At 67.2% G+C, this 20523-nt stretch carries 13 protein-coding genes; 8 read left to right on the forward strand and 5 right to left on the reverse strand.

All coding sequences use genetic code 11. The annotated features are described in order from the left end of the window. Positions 1–133: 133 nt before the first annotated feature. From FRZ32_RS12305 to FRZ32_RS15685, 3 genes are all read right to left on the reverse strand, one after another. Positions 134–1060 carry a transposase gene (locus FRZ32_RS12305; RefSeq protein WP_147043787.1) on the reverse strand — a complete coding sequence of 309 codons (927 nt, stop codon included), beginning with the start codon at positions 1058–1060 and terminating at the stop codon, positions 134–136. Next, on the reverse strand, positions 1048–1941 hold the full coding sequence (locus FRZ32_RS12310; RefSeq protein ID WP_147043788.1) for a HEAT repeat domain-containing protein: 894 nt from the start codon (positions 1939–1941) through the stop codon (positions 1048–1050). The genes FRZ32_RS12305 and FRZ32_RS12310 overlap by 13 nt, the downstream gene beginning before the upstream one ends. A gap of 199 nt (positions 1942–2140) precedes the next feature. After that, the gene (locus tag FRZ32_RS15685) at positions 2141–2272 is read right to left on the reverse strand and encodes a hypothetical protein (RefSeq protein ID WP_279379230.1); all 132 of its coding nucleotides are present in this window, start codon (positions 2270–2272) and stop codon (positions 2141–2143) included. Positions 2273–2594: 322 nt separating this feature from the next. Between FRZ32_RS15685 and FRZ32_RS12315 the strand changes: the two genes are divergently transcribed. The 4 genes from FRZ32_RS12315 to FRZ32_RS12330 all read left to right on the forward strand — a co-directional run bounded on the left by FRZ32_RS12315 (position 2595) and on the right by FRZ32_RS12330 (position 7197). Next, the gene (locus FRZ32_RS12315) at positions 2595–3665 is read left to right on the forward strand and encodes a phosphotransferase family protein (RefSeq protein WP_147043789.1); all 1071 of its coding nucleotides are present in this window, start codon (positions 2595–2597) and stop codon (positions 3663–3665) included. A gap of 57 nt (positions 3666–3722) precedes the next feature. Then, positions 3723–5726 (forward strand): adenylate/guanylate cyclase domain-containing protein, encoded by a 2004-nt coding sequence (locus tag FRZ32_RS12320; RefSeq protein ID WP_147043790.1) that lies wholly within the window; start codon positions 3723–3725, stop codon positions 5724–5726. 7 nt (positions 5727–5733) lie between these two features. Next, positions 5734–6417 carry a hypothetical protein gene (locus tag FRZ32_RS12325; RefSeq protein WP_147043791.1) on the forward strand — a complete coding sequence of 228 codons (684 nt, stop codon included), beginning with the start codon at positions 5734–5736 and terminating at the stop codon, positions 6415–6417. Positions 6418–6516: 99 nt separating this feature from the next. Continuing rightward, positions 6517–7197, forward strand: coding sequence for a cyclic nucleotide-binding domain-containing protein (locus FRZ32_RS12330; RefSeq protein WP_147043792.1), 681 nt, complete (start codon positions 6517–6519; stop codon positions 7195–7197). Positions 7198–7216: 19 nt separating this feature from the next. Here the strand turns inward: FRZ32_RS12330 and FRZ32_RS12335 are convergent, their stop codons facing one another. Continuing rightward, positions 7217–8650 carry an aldehyde dehydrogenase family protein gene (locus tag FRZ32_RS12335; protein ID WP_147043793.1) on the reverse strand — a complete coding sequence of 478 codons (1434 nt, stop codon included), beginning with the start codon at positions 8648–8650 and terminating at the stop codon, positions 7217–7219. 114 nt (positions 8651–8764) lie between these two features. Next, positions 8765–10411 carry an acetolactate synthase large subunit gene (locus FRZ32_RS12340; protein WP_147043794.1) on the reverse strand — a complete coding sequence of 549 codons (1647 nt, stop codon included), beginning with the start codon at positions 10409–10411 and terminating at the stop codon, positions 8765–8767. Positions 10412–10633: 222 nt separating this feature from the next. Here FRZ32_RS12340 and FRZ32_RS12345 point away from each other — a divergent pair, with 222 nt between their 5' ends. Genes FRZ32_RS12345 through FRZ32_RS12360 form a run of 4 tightly spaced genes read left to right on the forward strand, consistent with a single transcriptional unit; the run spans position 10634 to position 20520 of the window. Then, complete coding sequence (locus FRZ32_RS12345; protein ID WP_147043795.1) at positions 10634–12013, forward strand: multiheme c-type cytochrome; 1380 nt, start codon at positions 10634–10636, stop codon at positions 12011–12013. After that, a complete protein-coding gene (locus FRZ32_RS12350; RefSeq protein ID WP_147043796.1) occupies positions 12010–13980 on the forward strand; it encodes a heme-degrading domain-containing protein in 1971 nt (656 codons plus the stop codon). The genes FRZ32_RS12345 and FRZ32_RS12350 overlap by 4 nt, the downstream gene beginning before the upstream one ends. Continuing rightward, positions 13977–16310: a hypothetical protein gene (locus FRZ32_RS12355; RefSeq protein ID WP_147043797.1), complete on the forward strand. Its 2334-nt coding sequence runs from the start codon at positions 13977–13979 to the stop codon at positions 16308–16310. The genes FRZ32_RS12350 and FRZ32_RS12355 overlap by 4 nt, the downstream gene beginning before the upstream one ends. Before the next feature lie 7 nt (positions 16311–16317). After that, a complete protein-coding gene (locus FRZ32_RS12360; RefSeq protein ID WP_147043798.1) occupies positions 16318–20520 on the forward strand; it encodes an LVIVD repeat-containing protein in 4203 nt (1400 codons plus the stop codon). Positions 20521–20523: the final 3 nt, after the last annotated feature.

Below are 20523 nucleotides of genomic sequence, written 5' to 3' on the forward strand. Positions count from 1 at the left end.
CTAAAAGGTCGCGAAGCGGCATCTAGGCAACAGGCGCAGCGGGGGAAAGTGCCTGCGCAAATTTTCGCGGCCCGGCTTGCGATGGAGTGGCGCTGAAAGGGGGCGCGTCGGCGTGCCCACCTGGCCGGGGGCGTCAGGCGGCCGGCGCCTCGATCCAGCGGCGGCTCACCTCGATCCGCTCCGCCTCGCGCCGCGCCAATGCGGCGATCAGCGGCGAGGGATCGGCGGTTGCGGCCTCGAATCGGGCAAGCCGGCTGTCGATCGATGGTTCGGCGCTGACGACGGCGCGCAGCGCGCACCAGCGGATCCGGTCGCTCGGATGGCGGCGCGCATAATCGGTCACCAGGTCGCGACCGTCCTCTCCAGCCTGCGTCGCGGCGAGGGCGAGCAGCGGCTCGAGCGAAATCCGGGTCATGATCCCCTCGAGCGTGCCGTTTACCGCGTCGAAGCGATATTGATCGCGGAAGGACGAGCTGTGCGACGCCTCGACGATGTTGAGCGAGATCGACATCTCGTCGGCGGCGAGCTGGAGATGGACGTCCTGGTGGGCGCGATAGAGCATCACCTTGCCCTCCTCGAGCCGCGCCTTTTCGACGAACCGCAGCGCGACCTTCTCCCCCGGATAGCCGGCGACCGCGCCATAATCATATTCGTAATAATCGCTCCAATAGCCGGGCCCGAAATAGCCGACGGTCAGGAACGAGAAATTGTGATCGTGCGCGACGCCGTAGAAGAAGGGGTCGGTGCCGCTGTGGCGGATCACGCTGTCCTTCATCGCCGGCCAGAAATTGGCCCGGATGATGTAGCGGGTGCCGCTGTGCAGCAGGATCACCTGCGCGCTGTACTGATTGTCGCGCAGCTGCCCCGCGCAGCGCTGCTTCAGCTCGCCGATGATGAGATCGCCGAGGAAGGACTTGTTGTTGCCGAGCTTCTTCAGGGCGCCGCCGAAGGACGCGAAATTGTCCTCGTCCTGCGGATCGAAGCCGCTGGTCTCGAGCGTCTCGATCAGCTCGGCAAGCTCGATCGATTCGGTGGTGTCCGCGGCGATCAGGCGGGGCATTGGACGGCCTCCTCGCTCCCGGGCTTCGTATCGTCGGGAAAGAAATGGACGAGCACCTGGCCCGCGGCGGCCTTGACGTCCGGATTGGGATCGAGCGCCGCCATTCGCTTGAGCAGCGGCAACGCGAACGCGGCATCCAGCGCGAGCATTTCGCGCATCAGGTGCCAGCGGGTGTGAAACTGGGCGTCGTCGAGCGCCGCCTCGAGCACCGGCAGTGCGTCCTCGCGCTCCATCGCGCGCAGCAGGCTCGCCATCATCTGAATGCGCGACGCCGCCTCATCGGTGCTGCTGGCGCCCAGGAAGCCGAGCGTGCCCGCGTCATATTCCACCGTCACCGGCGCGGCGCCGGCGCGGATCACCGCCTGGAAATAGACGATGTCGCGGGCCGCATGCTCGATGACGAAGCTTTGCCGCCGCCCGTCGATCAGGAGCTCCTCGCCGTCCGCGATCCGGCGCGCGCCGAGGCGGCGGCACGTGCCTGCGCCGGCTGCCGTGAACGTGTCGTCGATCTCGGGCGCCTCCCAGAAGGAGAAGGTCGCGTCGCCACTGTCGATGAAGCGCATCATCAGGTCGTAGCCGGTGAAATTGATCGATCCGATGCCGCCACCGGCGACCTTCTTGGCGGCCAGCGCGTCGACGCTCATCACGCTGAGCGCGATCGACAGATCGGGATGGTTGTAGATGAGCAGGCCCGTCTGCAGCTCGTTGGTGATCGGCTGGAACGGGGGCTGGAAGAACGGGTCGATCCGGCTCGTCGCGATCATCTCGCGAAGCAGGAGATCGATATCGTCGCGGCGATCGAGGAAGCGGCGGGTCGCCGCAATGAGGGCGGCGGGTGAGCGAGCCCCCATCGCGCTGATCTCGCGGTCGAGATCGCTCATCAGGGGATGGGACCGCCATTTGTCGGCGCAGGCTTCGACGCGGGCGAATGAGCGCGCCTGCAGGCCCGCATCCGCGATCCACGTCGCCAGTTCAGGTCCGGGTATCATGGCGCAGTCCGATTATCAGCGCGGCGACCGGAACGAAAGCGGGGCGGGGGCGCCGGATGACGCACCCGCCCCTCGATCGTCCGACGCTTGATTAGAGCGCGTAGATGACCGCGACGACGATGCCGAGGCAGATCGGACCGCCGACTTCTTTCTGCTTGAGCGAGCCGTGCATTCCCACGCTGGTGCGCAGTTCCGGCAGGGCCGCGATATCGATCTTCTTCATTAGATTTTCCCTCTGAACAGTCGGTACCGACAGGAGGAAGGGCTGGCGCTCACCTCGGCCCGGCCAAGAAGCCGCCGGCGGGTTTTGCCCGGACTGCCTCCGCCGTGGGGATCCTTGGCGGCGGCGGGTCCGGCCCGACCGGAACGGTGTTCCAACCCTTCCTCGCCACAATAGTCCCGGCACTTCGGTGCACATGTCGCATGGTTACCAAAAAATTTACCATGGCCGCATTTTTCTTGCTTTTCATGCCTCTCGCCCGAGGGATTCGATGGGCCCTGGCCGCCTCTTGCGCGTCGATGCCGGCCGGTTGAAAAGGACAAGGATGGACAGGAATGCGCGGAACAGCGGCGCCGGCGCGGTGCGCGAGGCCCATCGGTTCGACGCGGCGGCGCTCGACGCCTGGATGGCCGCGAATGTCGCAGACTATCGGGGCCCGCTGTCGATCGAGCAGTTCAGGGGCGGCCAATCCAACCCGACCTACAGGCTGGCGACGCCGGCGCGCTTTTATGTGCTGAGACGCAAGCCGCCAGGCCAGCTGCTGGCCGGCGCGCATGCCGTCGATCGCGAATATCGGGTCATCACCGCGCTCGGCGCCCAGGGCTTCCCGGTGCCGCGCACCTATGGCCTCTGCGTGGACGAGGCGGTGATCGGCACGCCCTTTTACGTGATGGAGATGGTCGAGGGCCGGATTTTCTGGGACACGACCTTCGCTGACGTCCCGCGCGCCGATCGGCCGGCCTATTTCGACGCGATGAATGAGACGCTGGCGCGCCTTCACATGATCGATCCGGCCGCCGCCGGGCTCGCCGACTATGGCAAGCCGGGAAATTATTTCGCGCGCCAGATCGCCCGCTGGTCGAAGCAATATCGCGAGGATGTGGCGGCCGGCCCGGTCGCCGCGATGGATCGGCTGGTCGATTGGCTGCCGGCGCACGTTCCGGCCGACGAGCCGCAGCCGCGCGTGATCCACGGCGATTATCGCTGCGACAACATGATCTTCCACCCCGGCGAGCCGCGCGTGCTCGCGGTGCTCGACTGGGAGCTTTCGACGCTCGGCCACCCGCTCGCCGATTTCACCTATCACCTGATGATGTACCGGATGCCGCCCGGGATCACGACCGGCCTCGCCGGCGCGGACCTCGAAGCGCTCAACATCCCGAGCGAGGCGGACTATGTCGCCGCTTACTGCCGGCGCACGGGCCGGGAGGGCATCCCCGATCTGGATTTCTACCTGGCGTTCAACCTGTTTCGGCTGGCGGGCATCGTCCACGGCATCAAGGGCAGGCTTGCGCGCGGCAACGCCTCGTCGGCCCATGCCGCCTCCATGGTGGCGATGCTCGAGCCGCTCGCCGAACTCGCCTGGACGCAGGCGAAGAGGGCCGGCGCGCGCTGACGGGACTTGCACGGCGCGGCCAAGCGCCTAGGCTCGCGAATACGGGCGGGGGAGGGCATGGACGGACGCGGCGACCTCAGGCAGCGGATGCGGCGCGGCGTGCGCCGGATCGGTGCGCTGCGCCTCGTCGCGACGCTGGTCGTGCTCGCCCTCGCCATCGGCCTTGCCCGCTACGCCTGGCAGCTTCCGCTCGCGAGCGATGCCGAACGGGCGCTCTACGATCTGCGCTTCACCGCCCATGCGCAGCGGATGCTGACGCAGGACAGTCGGATCACGCTCGTCACCTATAATGACGATACGCTGGCGCAGCTCGGCAAGCGCTCGCCGCTCGATCGCGCGATGCTGGCCCGCACCTTGCGGGCGATCGACGCGATGCACCCGCGCGCCATCGGCATCGACATCCTGATCGATCAGGCGCAGCCCGAGGATGCCGAACTCATCGCGGCCTTCCGCTCACTCCGCACGCCGACCTTCCTCGCCTTTGCCTCCCATCGCTACAATCCGGACCAGATGCTGCCGTGGCAGGAATCGTTCCTCACCGATTTCCTGCGTCGCGCCCGGCCCGGGCCGTTGCGTCCCGCGAGCATCCGCCTCGAAAGCGATCTCGCCGACGGCGTGATCCGGCGGTGGCCGGACGGCAACCCGCACCTGCCGCCGCTGCTCGCCCAGGCGCTCGCGCCCGGCCGTCATGCGTTCGACGGCTATACCGGGAGCATTGATTTCCGCCTGCCCGGCACGGCGCAGAACGACGAGGTGCCGGTCTTCACCAACCTGCCGATCCAGTTCGTCGACCAGTTCCCGGAGGGCGTGCGCGACATGATCGCCGGGCGTTACGTCCTGATCGGCGGCGATATCCAGGATCTCGACGATTACGAGACGCCGATGACGCGCACGACCGGCCGGCTGATGAAGGGTCTCGAGGTCCACGCGCAGATCCTGGCGCAGCTGCTGGACGGCCGGATGCGCGTGCCGATCCCGGCCTGGGCGCTGTGGCTCGCCGCGATCATTGCCGTTGCCGCCGGCGCGCTGACCAGCCTGATCGAGCTCAGGAGCTGGAAGGGCCTGATCATCCCGATCGAAATCGCACTCATCGCCTGGCTGCCGTTCCAGCTCCAGGGATGGGGTGTCGACACGATCGCGCTGCCGGCCTTCGGCTGGGGCGGCGGCTGGCTGCTGGCCTTCCTCGCGGCCGGAACCGCGGCGCGCGCGGTCGGATCGGAGCAGCGGCGTTTCGCCCAGTCGGCGCTCGGCAAATATCTTCCCGCGGATATCGCAGCGCAGATCCTGCGCGACCCCGATCGGCTCGCCCTCCACGGCGAGAAGAAGCAGATCTACGCCCTGTTCAGCGATCTCGAGGGTTTCACCAAGCTTTCCCACGCGATCACGCCGGAGCAGCTTTCGGCCCTGCTCAACACCTATCTCGACCGGATGAGCGACATCGTGCTCAAACATGGCGGCACGATCGACAAGTTCGTCGGCGATGCCGTCGTCGCCTTCTGGGGAGCCCCGATCGCGCGCGACGACGATGCCGATCGCGCGGTGCGCGCGGCGATCGAGATGTACGAAGGCGGTCAGGCCTTTGCGCGCGAGGCGGGGGAGGGCCTCCCGCCGATCGGCATCACCCGCGTCGGCCTCCACCGCGGCGAGGCGGTGGTCGGCAATTTCGGCGGGGTGGGGCGCATCCAATATACCGCGCTTGGCGACGGCATGAACACCGGCGCGCGGCTCGAATCCGCCAACAAGCAGCTCAAGACGACGGTGCTGGTCAGTGGGGACGCGAAGGCACAGTCCACGCTCGATCTCTTCCGCCCGATGGGCCGGATCGTGCTTTCGGGACGCGCGACGCCGGTCGAGGTATGGGAGCCGGTGCCGCATATGGACCCGGGGCTGCGGCAGCAGCTTGTCGCGCTGTGGGAACGGTTCGACGGCGGCGACACAGAGGCGCTCGTTCAGCTTGAGGCAATCGTCGATGCGCACAAGACCGATGCAGCACTGCGCGAATTCGTCTATAGAATCCGCGAAGCAGGTCCAGGAGGTCACTTTGTCTTGGGGTCCAAATAGCAAAGCAATGAGCCGCCTCGCTCTGGCCGCTCTTCTTGCCGGCGTCGCCGTTCCGGCCGCCGCCAACGTCCTTGTCGTGCGCTCGTCGGGGCCGTCCGCGGCAAGCTATCCCGCCGGCCGTTCGCTGCCTGACAATGCGCGGATCCAGCTGCGCGCCGGCGACACGCTCGTGCTGCTCGGCGCGAGCGGCACGCGCACATTCCGCGGTCCGATCGCCACCGCCGCCAATGCCGCCGTCCAGGCGAGCGCGCAGACGGCTCAGGCGTCGGATGGGCGGCGTGTCCGGGTCGGGGCCGTGCGAAGCGCCGGCATCCTGCCGGTGAGCCCGACGACGATCTGGCAGGTCGATGTGACGCAGAGCGGCAATATGTGCGTCGCCGACACGTCGAACGTGATGCTCTGGCGGCCGGATGCGAGCGAGGCGACCACGCTCTCCATCCAGGGTCCGAACGGATCGCAGAACGTGACGTGGGGGGCGGGCCATGCGACCGTTGCGTGGCCGGCCTCGCTGCCGATCGCCAATGGCGCCGACTATCAGCTGAGCGCGTCCGGTGTCGCGGTGCCGACCCGGATCCGCTTCAAGACGCTCGCCTCCGAGCCCTCGGATGTCCAGGGCGTCGCGCAGGCGCTGATCGCCAATGGATGCCAGGAGCAGCTCGATCTCCTGATCGAAAGCGCGCCCACGGAGTAAGCCCGCATCTCCCCGCGAGCCGCGGGGAGAAATGAGGGTGTCGGCACTTTCCCTCTCGCGCCCGATCGCGCATGGTGACGGCGATCGCGCGAGGGGAAGATGACGGTCGGCACATTCAGCACCGCCTTGGCGTTCGCGCTGCTGATCGCGGCGGCGCTGGCCGGCCGGCCCGGCGTGATCCGGCTGCTGATCGCCGGCGCGGCGGCAAGCTTCCTCGCCCGGGCGCTCTTCCTGAACCATGATCGCGCCGGCGCGATCGGCGCGGGCCTGTTGCTGGCGGCGTGCCTTCTCCTCCTCGGGCGAGGGCTCTACGAGCGGCGCGCGCAGCGCTTCACGCCCGACGAGCAGGCCGTCATCGACCATCTCGTCTCAGGCCTCTCGCAGACGCGGGCGCGCCATCTCATCGATCAGGGTCTCTGGCTGACCGGCAAGGCGGGGGATGTCCTGACCCGCGAGGGCGAGCCGGTGGCGCAGCTCTACTATCTCGCCGAGGGAGAGGCGAAGGTGACGAGCGGCGGCCGCCAGGTGGGCACCTGCCGCGCGGGCGACCTGATCGGCGAACTCACCGTCCTGTCGGGCGAACGCGCGAGCGCCACCGTCGTCCTGACCGGCCCGGCGCGCTTCTGGTGCGCCGGCGCGGACGTGCTGCGCCCCTATGTGGAGGCGAACGAGGATATCCGCCGCGCGATCGAGCACAGCTTCGCGCTCGCGCTCAAGGCGAAGCTCAGGGCCACCAACCGCACGATCGCGGAATCCGGCGGCCTGACCGGCGGCGACTGAGCCGGGCTGGGCCGCCGGCTCAGGTCCGGCGGATCACCAGGTTGCGGATTTCCGTCATGTCCTCCATCGCGAAGCGGACGCCCTCGCGGCCGAGGCCCGAATCCTTGACGCCGCCATAAGGCATGTTGTCGACGCGGTAGGAGGGCACGTCGTTGATGACGACGCCGCCGACGTCGAGCCGGTCCCACGCGTCGAACATCTGGAAGAGATCGCGGGTGAAGATGCCGGCCTGGAGGCCGAACTTGCTGTCGTTCACGATCTCGAGCGCTTCATCGAAGCTGCTGAACCTGATGAGGAAAGCAACCGGACCGAACGCCTCCTCGACATTGAGCTTGGTGGCCGGATCGACATGTTCGAGCAGCGTCGCCTCGAGCATCGCGCCCTCGCGCTTGCCGCCGCACAGCAGGGTGGCGCCCTTTGCGACGGCTTCCTGGATCCAGCCGTCGAGCCGCTTCGCCTCGCCCTCCGAGATCATCGGGCCGATGAAGGTGTTGCGGTCCTTGGGATCGCCGGCGACGAGCGTCTTCGTCTTCGCGACCAGCATGTCGCGGAAGCGGTCGTAGACGTCGGCGTGGATCAGGATGCGCTGCACGCCGATGCACGACTGGCCGGACTGATAGAAGGCGCCGAAGATCGTGCGCTCCAGCGCGTCGGCAAGATCGGCGTCCTTGTCGATCACGACGGCCGCATTGCCGCCAAGCTCGAGCACCACCTTCTTCTTGCCGGCCTTGGCCTTGAGATCCCAGCCGACGCCGGGCGAGCCGGTGAAGGAGAGAAGCTTCAGCCGGTCATCCTCGGTGAACAGGTCCGCGCCCTCGCGATGCGCGGGAAGGATCGAAAAGGCGCCCCTCGGCAGGTCGGTCTCGGCCAGCACCTCGCCCATGATGATCGCGCCCAGTGGCGTGCGGCTCGCCGGCTTCATCACGAACGGGCAGCCGACCGCGATCGCCGGCGCGATCTTGTGCGCGGCGAGATTGAGCGGGAAGTTGAACGGCGAGATCAGCGAGCAGGGGCCGATCGGCACCCGCTTCCAGATGCCCTGATAGCCTTTGGCGCGGGGCGAGATGTCGAGCGGCTGGACTTCGCCGGTCATCCGCACGCTTTCCTCGGCGGCGATGCGGAAGGTGTCGATCAGGCGGGTGACCTCGCCTTCGGAGTCCTTGATCGGCTTCCCAGCCTCGACGCACAGCGCAAAAGCGAGCTCGTCGAACCGCTCCTTGAAGCGGGTCACGCAATGCTGGAGCACGTCCTGGCGCGCATAGCTCGGCATCCGCGCCATCGGCTCGGCGGCCTCGACCGCGCCCTGGATGCCGGCGTCGATCGTCTTGGCATCCGCCTGGGCGACGCGAAACGCGACCTCGCCAGTATATTTGTCGGTCACCTCAAGGTCGGCATTGGGCTGCTCGGCCTTGTTGTTGAGGTAGAGCGGGTAGACGTCCTTCAGCTTCACCATCTTGCATCTCCCCCCTCTCCTTCAGGGGAGGGGCTGGGGTGGGGAACGTGGGGCAGGCCCGTCGCTCGACAGGTCCTGCCCCGATCCCTCCCTCAAGGGGGAGGGGTTTGGGTGCTAGAGCTTCGCGCTTAGCTCTTTGATCTCGTTGTTCAATATGCGGTCGTTGTCGGAATAGTCGACCGGGCAATCGATCAGATGCACGCCCGGCGTGTCGAGCGTGTGCCGCAGCAGCTTGGGCAGGTGCTCGGCGCTCTCCACGCGGTGGCCGAATGCGCCATAGCTTTCCGCATATTTGACGAAATCCGGATTGCCGAACTCAAGGCCCCAATCCTTGAAGCCCATGTTCGCCTGTTTCCAGCGGATCATGCCGTAGCTCGAATCGTTGAGGATCAGCACGGTGATGTTGAGCTTGAGGCGGACCGCCGTCTCCATCTCCTGGCTGTTCATCATGAAGCCGCCGTCGCCGCAGATCGCCATCACCTTGCGATCAGGATAGACCATCGCCGAGGCCATGGCGGAGGGGAGGCCGGCGCCCATCGTCGCCAGCGCATTGTCGAGCAGCACCGTATTGGGCTGGCGCGCCGGATAATTGCGCGCGAACCAGATCTTGTAGACGCCGTTGTCGAGGCAGATGATGCCGTCGGACGGCATGGCCGCGCGGACCTGCTTCACCAGGCAGGCGGGGAAGATCGGGAAGCGCGAATCGTCGCACATCGAGGCGGTGTGCTCGACCTCGGCCGCGCGCGCCTTCATCATCCTCTCGAAGTTCCAGCGGCCGGAAGGGACGATGTCCTCCTTCATCTGCCAGATCGCATTGGCGATGTCGCCGACCACCTCGATCTGCGGGAAATAGACGGGATCGACCTCGGCAGTGCGCGTCGAGACGTGGATCACCTCGGTCCCGCCCGGCTTCATGAAGAAGGGCGGCTTTTCGATCACGTCGTGACCGATATTGACGATCACGTCCGCCGCCTCGATCGCCTTGTGGCAGAAATCGCCCGCAGAGAGCGCGGCGCAGCCGAGGAACTTGGGATGCGTCTCGTCGATCACGCCCTTGCCGAGCTGGGTCGTGATGAAGGGGATGCCGGTCTTTTCGATGAACTGGAGCAGCATCCGTCCGGTCATCTTGCGGTTCGCGCCGGCGCCGATCACCAGCACCGGCGATTTCGCATTCTCCAGGCTCTTGACCGCGGCGCGGACCGCTTTGGGTTCGGCCGAGGGCCGGCGCGCGAGGCTCGCCTTGATCGGCACCGAATCGGTCTGCTCGTCGGCGACATCCTCGGGGAATTCGAGATGGGTCGCGCCGGGCTTCTCCTCCTCGGCGAGGCGGAAGGCTTCGCGGATCCGGCTCGGAATATTGTCGGCCGAGGCGAGCTGGTGCGTATATTTGGTGATCGGCCGCATCATGTCGACGACGTCGAGAATCTGGAACCGGCCCTGCTTCGATTTCTTGATCGGCTTCTGGCCGGTGACCATCAGGATCGGCATGCCGCCGAGCTGGGCATAGGCCGCGGCGGTGACCAGGTTGGTCGCGCCCGGGCCGAGCGTCGCCATGCAAACGCCGGTCTTGCCGGTGTGGCGGCCATAGGTCGCGGCCATGAAGCCGGCGCCCTGTTCGTGCCGGGTGAGGATCAGCTTGATCGACTTGGAGCGCGACAGCGAATCCAGCATGTCGAGATTCTCTTCGCCGGGGACGCCGAAAATATATTCGACACCCTCCTCCTCGAGGCATTGGATGAAAAGGTCCGAGGCTTTGGTCATCTTCGCCGGCTCCGATCTTGCTCTGGTCGTGACGGATGCTGCCGGGACGTAACCGGCCGATGATGCCGGACATGCCCCCCATGCGACAGCAGCTCTACCGGGGATTGTTTCGGCTGTCACCAGCCCCATCGGCCAGCTTTGCGCCTTGCATGGCGCGGCCGTTTCGGTCCATAGTTTGGCCCTGGCGTCTTTGGCCGCTCGCGCGGGCGGTGTGGAGGGCAGATGGGGGGCAGCCGCAAATTTTCCGTTGGTCTGGGTGCGCTCGGGCTTCTGGCCGCGTTCGCCATCCTCTTGTTCGTGCGTCCCGGCGAGCCCGCCGTCGCGCAGGGAACGGGCGGCGGAGCGACCTATGTCGGCGTCGCGAGCTGTGGCGGGACGACCTGCCACGGACGCAGCGAGGCGGACGGACCGGTCGTTCGCCAGGACGAGATCATGCTGTGGCAGGACCCCGCCACCGCTGCCGGCGCGCACAGCCGCGCCACCGCCGTCCTTTCCGAACCGCGCAGCCAGGTGATCGCGCAGCGCCTCGGCATCGGCGAGGCGAGCCGCGCCCCGATGTGCCTGGGCTGTCATGCGACCCCGCCCGGCCCGCGCGGCCCCCGCTTCCAGCTGACCGACGGTGTCGGTTGCGAGGCGTGCCACGGGCCGGCCTCGGGCTGGCTCTCCAGCCATTATGCGGTTGGCGGGACGCATGCGAACAATGTCGCGCATGGCCTTGTTCCGCTTGAAAATCCGAAGGTGCGCGCCGGGGTCTGCCTCGATTGCCATTTCGGAAGCGCGGGCGAGGGGCAGTTCGTCACCCATCGCATCATGGCCGCGGGGCATCCGCGAATTTCCTTCGAGCTCGACCTCTTCTCGACGCTGACATCGCACTGGCAGACCGATCGGGATTATCGCGAGCGCAAGGGCGCGGTCGAATCGATCCGCATGTGGGCGGTCGGCCAGGCGATGGCGCTCGATCGCTCGCTGTCGCTCTATTCGCTCGCCTCGCGCGGGACGGAGGGCGTGTTCCCCGAATTCTACTTCTTCGATTGCCACAGCTGCCACCGCCAGATTTCGGACGATCCGAACTTCCGGCCGTCGGCGGTCGCCAATCCGGGCCGGGCCATCCCGTCCGGCATGCCGCCCTATAATGACGAGAACATGATCATGCTCTCGGCGGCGGCGCGGGTGGTGGCGCCGGCGCTCGGCGCCCGCTTCGATCGCGACAGCCGCGCCTTCCACCTCGCGCTTGGGCGCGACCGGGCCTCGTCGGTGGCGGCGGCGGGCAATCTGCGCGCCAGCGCGCGGGCCCTCGCGGACGCGTTCAGCAGCGCGACGCTCGGGCGGGCGCAGACCTTTGCGATCATCGATTCGATCACCAGCGACGCGATCAGCCCGCGCTTCACCGATTATGCGGGCTCGGTGCAGGCGGTGATGGCGACCGACACGTTGCTGTCGGCGCTGGTCAACGAAGGCCAGGTCTCGGCGCAAAGCGCGAACGCGATCCGCGGCGACATCAATGCCGCTTATCGTGCCGTGCGCGATCCCAATTCGTACAGCCCGGGCGAATTCCGGGCGAGCCTGGGCCGGGCTGCGGCCGCCATCCGGAGGCTCCGTTGAGGCGAAGCGTATCGATTGTCGCCGCTCTTTCCCTGCTCCTTGCGTCCTGTGGCGGAGGAACGGCGGACACGACCTCTCCACAACCACCCAACCAGAATCCGCCGCCGAGCGGGTCGAACCCGGTTTTCCAGACGCCGGCGCTGGTCAATCTGACTGTTCCGGACATCGAGCGGATCATCTCGCAGGGCGTCGCCGAGGCGCAGGCGCAGAACCAGCCGTCCGGATTCGTCGTCATCGACCGGGTCGGCAACGTCCTTGCCGTCTTCGTGATGAACGGGACCGATCTGTCGCTGCGGACTCCCGCGGCCCCGAACGGGCAGAGCACGAATCTTCAGAACCTCAACCTGCCGGCGCCGGCGGCGCTGGCCGGCGGCATCTCGAAGGCGCTGACCTCCTCCTACTTCTCGTCGATGGGCGCCGCCTTCTCCAGCCGGACGGCGAACGACATCGTCCAGGAGACATTTCCGCCTTCGTCCACGACCCGCGGCCTTGAAAGCGGGCCGCTCTTCTCGGTCCAGTTCAGCCAGCTTCCATGCTCGGACGTCTCGACCCGCTTCCCGAACCGGTTCGGCACCCATCGTGGCCCGCTCGGCGCCGGCGCCGATCCGGGAGCCTTCCCGCTCTACAAGAACGGCGCGGTGGTCGGCTCCGTTGCCGTGGTGGGTGACGGCGTCTACGGGTTCGACACCGAATATACCGACAACGACCACAGCGTCGAAGAAACGATCGCGCTGGCCGCGACGCAGGGCTTCACGCCGGACCCGGCGATCCGCGCGGACCGGATCAGCGTGGACGGAACGCTGCTGCGCTATTCGGACGCGACACCGGCCGACTTCAAGAGCAACCCGGCCAACGCGCCGTCCTTCGCCTCGATCAACGGGACGGTGGGGGCGCTGACCTCGGTCCCCGGCTATTACAATGCGGCGGGCGGAATCCTGCCGGGCACGATCTATGGCAGCGAGGAATCGGGCGTCCGTCCGGCGACGGCGGCCGAGTTCAACGAGCCCGAGGCTTGGATCGCAAGCGACGGCGCCGGCAACAATCGGTTCCCGATCCGCGCCGGCACCGACGCGGCGACCGTGGGAACGGCGCCGCTGACCGCGACCGAGGTCCGCACGATGCTGGAGGAGGCCTTCCTCGTCCAGCGGGCCGCGCGCGCCCAGCTTCGGATCCCGCTCGGCAATCGCGCGCAGAACACGATCGTCGTCACCGATACGAACGGCGAGATCCTTGGCCTCGTCCGCGGGCCCGACGCGCTGGTCGACGCGATCGACGCGGTGCCGCAGAAGGCGCGCACGACGGCCTTCTTCTCGAGCCGGTTCGCCGCCGCCGATCTCAACGCCAATCCCAATCCGAACGTGCCGCCCTATGTCCAGGCGGTCCGCACCTTCCTCAACGATCCCAGCGCGCTCACCGGCAACACCGCCTTCTCGCTGCGCGCGATCGGCAACATCTCGCGGCCCTGGTTCCCGGACGGGCAGGTCGGCCGGCCGCCGGGGCCGCTCTCGGTCCCGATCGAGCGGTTCAACATCTTCTCGACCGGCCTCCAGTCGGAACTGATCACCCAGGACATTCTCGACCATGTCGGCTTCGTGCTGGGCGCGAACCCCACCGATGTCCCGCAGACCTGCACGCGTTCGCCGAACGTGGCCGCGACCGGGAAGAACCGAATCCGCAATGGCCTGACGCTGTTCGCCGGTGGCGTGCCGATCTACCGCAACGGTGTCCTCGTCGGCGCGATCGCCTCGTCGGGCGATGGCAACGACCAGAGCGACATGATCGCCTTCCTCGGCCTCTATAATGCCAGCCTCCGCCTCAACGGCTCGGTGGGCGAGGCCGATCCTGCGATCCGTTCCGACCGGATCGAGATTCCGATCGGCAGCACGACGACGCGGCTTCGCTACGTGCTGTGTCCGTTCAACCCGTTCGTCACGACGAACGAACAGAATGTGTGCCAGGGCAAATGAGCGCCGTCGCCGCCTTCTCCTTGCTCCTCAGCTCGACGGGCTCGGCCGCTCTGACGGTTTCGGGCGCGGGCGTTGCGACGGCGGACCCGGCGGCGCTCGCGCTCGCCGCGTTGTTCACGCCCGGCGTGACGGAGGGCGCGGCCGCGCCGGACGGGATCGCCGCTGAAGGGACTTCGGCGCTCGTCGATCCGGCCCCCGACGCATCGCAGTCGGCTGGGCCGGCATCCGATCCGTCCGTGGAGGCAGGGGCCGGCGAAGCGGAGGGCGAGAGCAGCCAGCTGGCGCTCCCGCTCGACGATCCGGCACCGCAGGCGGCCGCGCCGGCCTCCGCCGGTCCGGTCCAGCTTGCGCTGGCCCTCGACGATCCCGCCCCGGCCGCGCCGCAGCAGGCCGAGACGCCGGCCGTCCAGGGAGAATGGGCGCCGGCGAGCGATTCCGCGCCGGACGCGCAATCCGGCTCCTCGGCCACCACCGACGCGCCGCCGTCAGCCGCCGCGCCGGCTCAGCCCGGTCCCCCGGTCAACGAGCGGGCTGCGCCGCCGCCGACCCCGGTCGAGCAGGAGCTGATCGACGGCCGCCGGCGGCCCGACGAGCATCGCCAGCTTCCCGACGAGGTTCGCCAGGAAAATCCCGGTGCGATCCGGTCTCCGCCGCCGCAGGCTTTCCCCGCCGATCATGTTCCAATCCCGGATCGCTGGCGCCTGATCCAGAGCCTGGGCGTCGTCACCGAGAATTGGCGCGATCCCTACAACCAGAACACGCTGAAAGGCGATCGGCCGATCTGCCTGCCGACGGACGAGGAGCAGGAGCGCCGCCGCCAGGCCGGGATCGCGCGCTGCGCCACACCGCGCTTCCTTGGCCTGCACGGCCACGACTGGTTCTTCAACCTGACCGGCATTTCGGACACCGTGGTGGAACCGCGCAGCTTCCCGATCCCGGTCGGCATCCAGACCTCGCAGGAGCCGGGCCAGAACGACCTGTTCGGGCGCGACAACAGCCTCGCGGCGGTGCAGACCTTCATCTTCTCGGCGGCCCTGATCAAGGGATCGACCGCCTACCGGCCGCCCGATGTCGAATGGCGGCTGACGCTTGCGGCGCAGGCGAATTATGTCGACGTGCCGGAACGGCGGGTGCTCGACGTGCGGCCGTCGCAGGGATCGAACCGCTTCGATTATTTCCTCGGCGTCCAGGAGGCGTTCCTCGATTACCATCTCGGGAACACGTCCTATCGCTATGATTTCTATTCGATTCGTGTCGGCATCCAGGAATGGCAGGAGGATTTCCGCGGCTTCCTGTTCAACGATTCCCAGCTCGGCATCCGCCTGTTCGGCAATCGCGACAACAATCGTGTCCAGTTCAACATCGCGGCCTTCTGGCGGCTGGAGAAGGACACCAATTCCGGGCTCAACGACGTCACCCAGCGGCCGCGCGACGATTGGGTGCTGACCGCGAACCTCTATCGGCAGGAATTCCCGTTCATCAACACGACCAGCGAAGTGTCGGTGACCTGGAACATCAATCGCGAGCAGGGCCAGGTCCATGTCGATGACAACGGCTTCCCGGTTCGTCCGTCGCTGATCGGCAATCTGCGCGCGCGCAGCTACGACGCAGTCTACCTCGGCTACGGGATCGACGGCCATTATGGCCGGCTGAACTTCACCGGCCAGCTCTACGGCCTGTTCGGGCAGGACCGTAACAATGCGTTCACCGGCCGGCCGGCGCGCATCTCGGCCTTTTTCGGCGCGCTCGAGCCGTCCTACGACATGAACTGGATCCGCATCCGCGGTTCGGCCCTCTATGCGAGCGGCGACAGCAATCCGTTCGACAATGTCCAGCACGGCTTCGACGCGATTTTCGAAAATCCGATCTTCGCCGGCGCGGACACCAGCTACTGGATCCGCCAGACCGTGCCGTTCATCGGCGGCGCCCGCGCCGTCAGCCTCAACGGCCGCAACGGCATCCTGAATTCTCTGCGCTCGTCGAAGGAGGAGGGGCAGTCCAACTTTGTCAATCCGGGCACCGTCCTGCTCGGCGGCGGCGCGGATTTCGACATCCTGCCCCAGCTTCGCGTCTCGACCAACGTCAACCATCTGTGGTTCCAGAACACGACGGTGCTCGAACGCCTGCGGCAGCAATGCTGCATCCGCCGCGACATCGGCTGGGACGTGAGCGCGTCGGCGATCTATCGCCCGTTCGTGACCCAGAATATCGTGCTGCGCCTCTCGGGCGCGCTGCTGCAGCCGGGGGACGGCTTCCGCGACATCTTCACCAACGAGCCGCGGGATCACCGTTACTACTCGATCCTGTTCAACGCGATCCTGACTTACTGAGGGGGTGATGCTGGCGAACCATCTGCGCAGGATCCTGATCGCCACGGCGATCCTGTTGTCCGCCGCGATCGGCACGTCGCAGCTCGGCGCGAACGAGGGCGAAAAGCCGGTCGCGCGCGATTACAGCCTCGTGCGCGCCGCGCCGGCCCCGCGCACGCAGGAATGGTCCGAGGCGGACGCCAAGAGCTCCGGTTGCCAGTCCTGCCACACCGACACCGATCAGCACACGATGCACGCCTCGCCGGCGGTCGTCCTCGGCTGCACCGACTGCCACGGCGGCAACCCGCGCATCACCGGCAATCCCGCGCTGGCGCCGAACGATCCGGCCTATGTCGCGGCGCGCAACGCCGCCCATGTGCTGCCCCGCTTCCCGCAGACCTGGCATTGGCCGGTCAGCGCCAATCCGCGGCGCAGCTACACTTTGCTCAATATCGAGGCGCCCGAATATATCCGCTTCGTCAACCCGTCGGATTATCGTGTCGTGCGCGATTCCTGCGGCGCCTGCCATATCGAGATCATCGAGGCGGCCGAGCGCTCGCTGATGTCCACCGGCGCGATGCTGTGGGGTGGCGGCGCCTATAATAACGGCATCCTGCCCTTCAAGAATTACCTGCTCGGCGAGGCCTATACGCGCAACGGCGAGCCGGCGCTAATCCAGTCGCCGGTCAACGGCCAGATTTCCGAGGCGCAGCGCGCCCGCGGCGTGCTTGCCAACATGTATCCCTTGCCCGACTGGCATGTCGTGCCGCCGGGCGACATCTTCCGCGTGTTCGAGCGGGGCGGGCGCAACATCAGCACGCAGTTCGCGGAGGTCGGCCTGCCGAACCCGTCGGGCAGCATCCAGCGGCTGGAGGAGCCGGGCCGGCCCGATATCCGCCAGTCGAACCGCGGCCCGGGCACTGGGCTTCGCGTGTCGATCCCGGTTCTCAACATCACCAAGACCCGCCTCAACGATCCCTTCATGTGGTTCATGGGGACCAACGACCAGCAGGGCGATTATCGCCAGTCCGGTTGCGCCGGCTGCCATGTCATCTACGCCAATGATCGCGAGCCGCGGCACAGCGTCGGCTATTCCCAGTTCGGCCGCGACGGGCAGACCGCGACGGTCGATCCGACGATCAATCGCCTGACCGACCGGCTCGACGAGCATAGCCGAAACGCCGAGCCCGGCTCGCCCGGCGAGGGCCATTCCGGCGAGGCGATCCGCCCGGGTGAGGGGCATGAGGCCCCGGCGGATTCAAATCATGCGGCGGTTCGCGAAAGCGGCCACCCGATCCGCCACGCCTTCACCCGCGCGATCCCGACCTCGCAGTGCATGACCTGCCACATGCACCAGCCGAACATCTTCCTGAATTCGTTCCTCGGCTACACGATGTGGGATTACGAATCCGACGCGGACCTGATGTGGCCGGGGCCGGAAAACCGTCTGCCGACGCGCAACCCGCACGAGGAGCAGGAATTCCGCAATCAGCATTATCCGGACCAGGAAGAGGTCCACAACGTGCTGATGCGTAACCCGGAAGGCGCGGCGGCGCGCGGGCTGTGGGCCGACGAGGGCTTCCTGCGCGAAGTCTATGATCGGGTGAACCCGCTCGCCCGGCAGACCCAGTTCGCCGATTATCACGGCCACGGCTGGAACTTCCGCGCCGTCTTCCGCCGCGACCGCGAGGGCAATCTGCTCGACGCGGACGGGCATGTCATTCCGCCCGACGATCCCGACACCTTCCGCCGCGAAGGGGAGGGGCTGTTCGTGCCCGTTGGCACCAATCCCGGCCGCGCCGTCCATCTCATGGACATCCATGCCGAACGCGGGCTCCAGTGCGCCGATTGCCACTTCAGCCGTGACGCCCATGGCAACGGCTTCATCTATGGCGAAGTCGCCAATGCGATCGAGATCGGGTGCAAGGATTGCCACGGCACGGTGCGCGCCTATGCGAACCTGCGGACGTCGAACGTCGCCGCGCCGCCCAATGGCACCAACCTGGAGCTGATCCGCAACGAGGACGGCCGGCGCCGCTTCGAATGGGTGGAGCGCAACGGGCGCCGCGTCCTCATCCAGCGCTCGATCGCCGATCCCAATCTCGAGTGGGAGGTGAGCCAGGTCCGCGACAGCGTCGATGCGAGCCTGCCGCCCTGCCAGGCGCGCGGCGACCAGCCGACGCAGGGGCCGTGCTTCAATCTCCTGTCCGCCCGCGCCAAGTTGATGTCGCGCTCGGGCGCCGAGACCGGCCGCTACACGTTCGGCGAGGGCGTCCCCGACAGCGAGCTCGCGCATCCGGACAGCGAGATGGCCTGCTTCACCTGCCACCTGTCGTGGACGACGAGCTGCGCCGGCTGCCACCTGCCGATCGAGGCGAACAATCGCACCGCGCTCCACCACTATGAGTTCGAGGAGACGAGGAATTTCGCGACCTACAATCCGCAGGTCGCGCGCGACGAGATGTTCCAGCTCGGCCGGCACATGACGACGAAGGGCAATATCATCGCCCCCATCCGGTCGACATCGGCGCTCATCCTCTCGTCGACCAACGTCAATCGCGAGCATATCTACACGCAGCAGCCGCCGATTTCGGCCGCCGGCTATTCCTCCCAGGCCTTCGCCCCGCATTTCCCGCACACCGTGCGGCGAACGGAGACGAAGACCTGCACCGATTGCCACCTGTCGGAGAATAACGACAACAATGCGATCATGGCCCAGCTGCTCCTGCAGGGGACCAATTTCGTCAATTTCGTCGGCATGCACGCCTGGATCGGCGAGCAGGGCGGCTTCCAGGCGATCCGCGTCACCGAATGGGATGAGCCGCAGGCGGTGATCGGGTCCTACCTGCATCGTTACGCCTATCCGGATTTCTACCGGCTGCATGTCGAGCGCAACAACCGCCAGCTGATCGACTGGACCCGCGGCCAGGCCTTCGATCGGCGCCTGTCCGGCGAAGCCCGCGCCGCGCAGCAGTTCACCAACGTGACCGAAGGCACGCGCGGCGCCGTCCGCTGCCTTCAGAATCGCGGCGAATATATGTATGTCGCGGAAGGCCGGGGCGGCTTCGTCGCCTATGACATCGCCTCCGTCGGCAACAAGGCCGTGTCGGAGCATATCATCACCGCCCCGGTCTCCCCGCTCGGCCAGGACGTGCATGTCTCCAGCACCAACGCGACCTGCGTCGCGCTGCCGACCAACCAGCCGATCGCGCCCGACCGCAACGACAGGATGGCGCACACGATGCGCCAGCAGCCCGACGGCCGCACGATCAGCCTGCTCGAGGAGAACCAGGAGCAGCGGATGCACGAGATCTACCGCTATGCGGCGATCACCGACTCCGTCGAAGGCCTGATCCTGGTCAATGTCGACACGCTGTCGGACGGCGATCCCAGGAACAACAACCTGCGTCGCGCCGTGACCTGGAACGAGAACAACGTCCTGGCCGGCGCGCGGCACATCATCCTGGCCGGCTATTATGCCTATATCATCGCCGATGCCGGGCTTGTCGTCGTCAACCTCGACGATCCGCTGCACCCGCGGCTGGTGACGGTGCGCCCGCTCAATGACGGCCGCGCCTCGGCGCTCCAGTTCCGCTATCTGTGGGTCACCGACCGCGACGGCCTCAAGCTGTTCGACGTCACCCACATGGACAATCCGGTGGCGGTGCCCTCCGCGACCGTGCCGATGCAGGACGCGCGCGACATCTACATTGCGCGGACCTATGCCTATGTCGGCGCGGGGCCGCAGGGCCTGGCGATCGTCAACGTCACCAATCCGGAACATCCGCAGCCTGGCCTCGCCGGCGGGCAGATGTTCTATACGGGCGAGCCGGGTCACCCGCTGGACGATGTCTATGCGGTCACGGTCGCGTCGACCAACGCCTCGCTCTACGCCTATGTCGCCAACGGCCGGAACGGCATGCAGGTGCTGCAGCTGACCTGCTTCTGCAACGCGAACACGGTCTATGGCTTCTCGCCCCGGCCGCAGCCGCAGATGATCGCCTGGGCCCGCACGCCGACCCCGGCCCTTGCGGTCGCCAAGGGTCTCGATCGCGATCGGGGCGTCGACGAGACCGGGGATCAGATCGCGATCTTCGGCCGGCTCGGTTCGCGACCGTTCAACCGGCGCGAGATGGAGGCGCTGTTCCTCAACAGCCGCGGCTTCCCCTATCGCGTGAACGACCGCGGCACGATGGACGATTGGGTGCCGGCCGGGCGCGCGAGCCGCTGAGGC

It is taken from the genome of Sphingosinicella ginsenosidimutans (genome assembly GCF_007995055.1).
Lineage (GTDB): Bacteria > Pseudomonadota > Alphaproteobacteria > Sphingomonadales > Sphingomonadaceae > Allosphingosinicella > Allosphingosinicella ginsenosidimutans.

Bases quoted from the DNA above. Each gene is read 5' to 3' on its own strand.
- FRZ32_RS12305 (WP_147043787.1), bottom strand. From the start codon at position 1,060: ATGCCCCGCCTGATCGCCGCGGACACCACCGAATCGATCGAGCTTGCC.
- FRZ32_RS12310 (WP_147043788.1), bottom strand. From the start codon at position 1,941: ATGAGCGATCTCGACCGCGAGATCAGCGCGATGGGGGCTCGCTCACCC.
- FRZ32_RS15685 (WP_279379230.1), bottom strand. From the start codon at position 2,272: ATGAAGAAGATCGATATCGCGGCCCTGCCGGAACTGCGCACCAGCGTG.
- FRZ32_RS12315 (WP_147043789.1), top strand. From the start codon at position 2,595: ATGGACAGGAATGCGCGGAACAGCGGCGCCGGCGCGGTGCGCGAGGCC.
- FRZ32_RS12320 (WP_147043790.1), top strand. From the start codon at position 3,723: ATGGACGGACGCGGCGACCTCAGGCAGCGGATGCGGCGCGGCGTGCGC.
- FRZ32_RS12325 (WP_147043791.1), top strand. From the start codon at position 5,734: ATGAGCCGCCTCGCTCTGGCCGCTCTTCTTGCCGGCGTCGCCGTTCCG.
- FRZ32_RS12330 (WP_147043792.1), top strand. From the start codon at position 6,517: ATGACGGTCGGCACATTCAGCACCGCCTTGGCGTTCGCGCTGCTGATC.
- FRZ32_RS12335 (WP_147043793.1), bottom strand. From the start codon at position 8,650: ATGGTGAAGCTGAAGGACGTCTACCCGCTCTACCTCAACAACAAGGCC.
- FRZ32_RS12340 (WP_147043794.1), bottom strand. From the start codon at position 10,411: ATGACCAAAGCCTCGGACCTTTTCATCCAATGCCTCGAGGAGGAGGGT.
- FRZ32_RS12345 (WP_147043795.1), top strand. From the start codon at position 10,634: ATGGGGGGCAGCCGCAAATTTTCCGTTGGTCTGGGTGCGCTCGGGCTT.
- FRZ32_RS12355 (WP_147043797.1), top strand. From the start codon at position 13,977: ATGAGCGCCGTCGCCGCCTTCTCCTTGCTCCTCAGCTCGACGGGCTCG.
- FRZ32_RS12360 (WP_147043798.1), top strand. From the start codon at position 16,318: ATGCTGGCGAACCATCTGCGCAGGATCCTGATCGCCACGGCGATCCTG.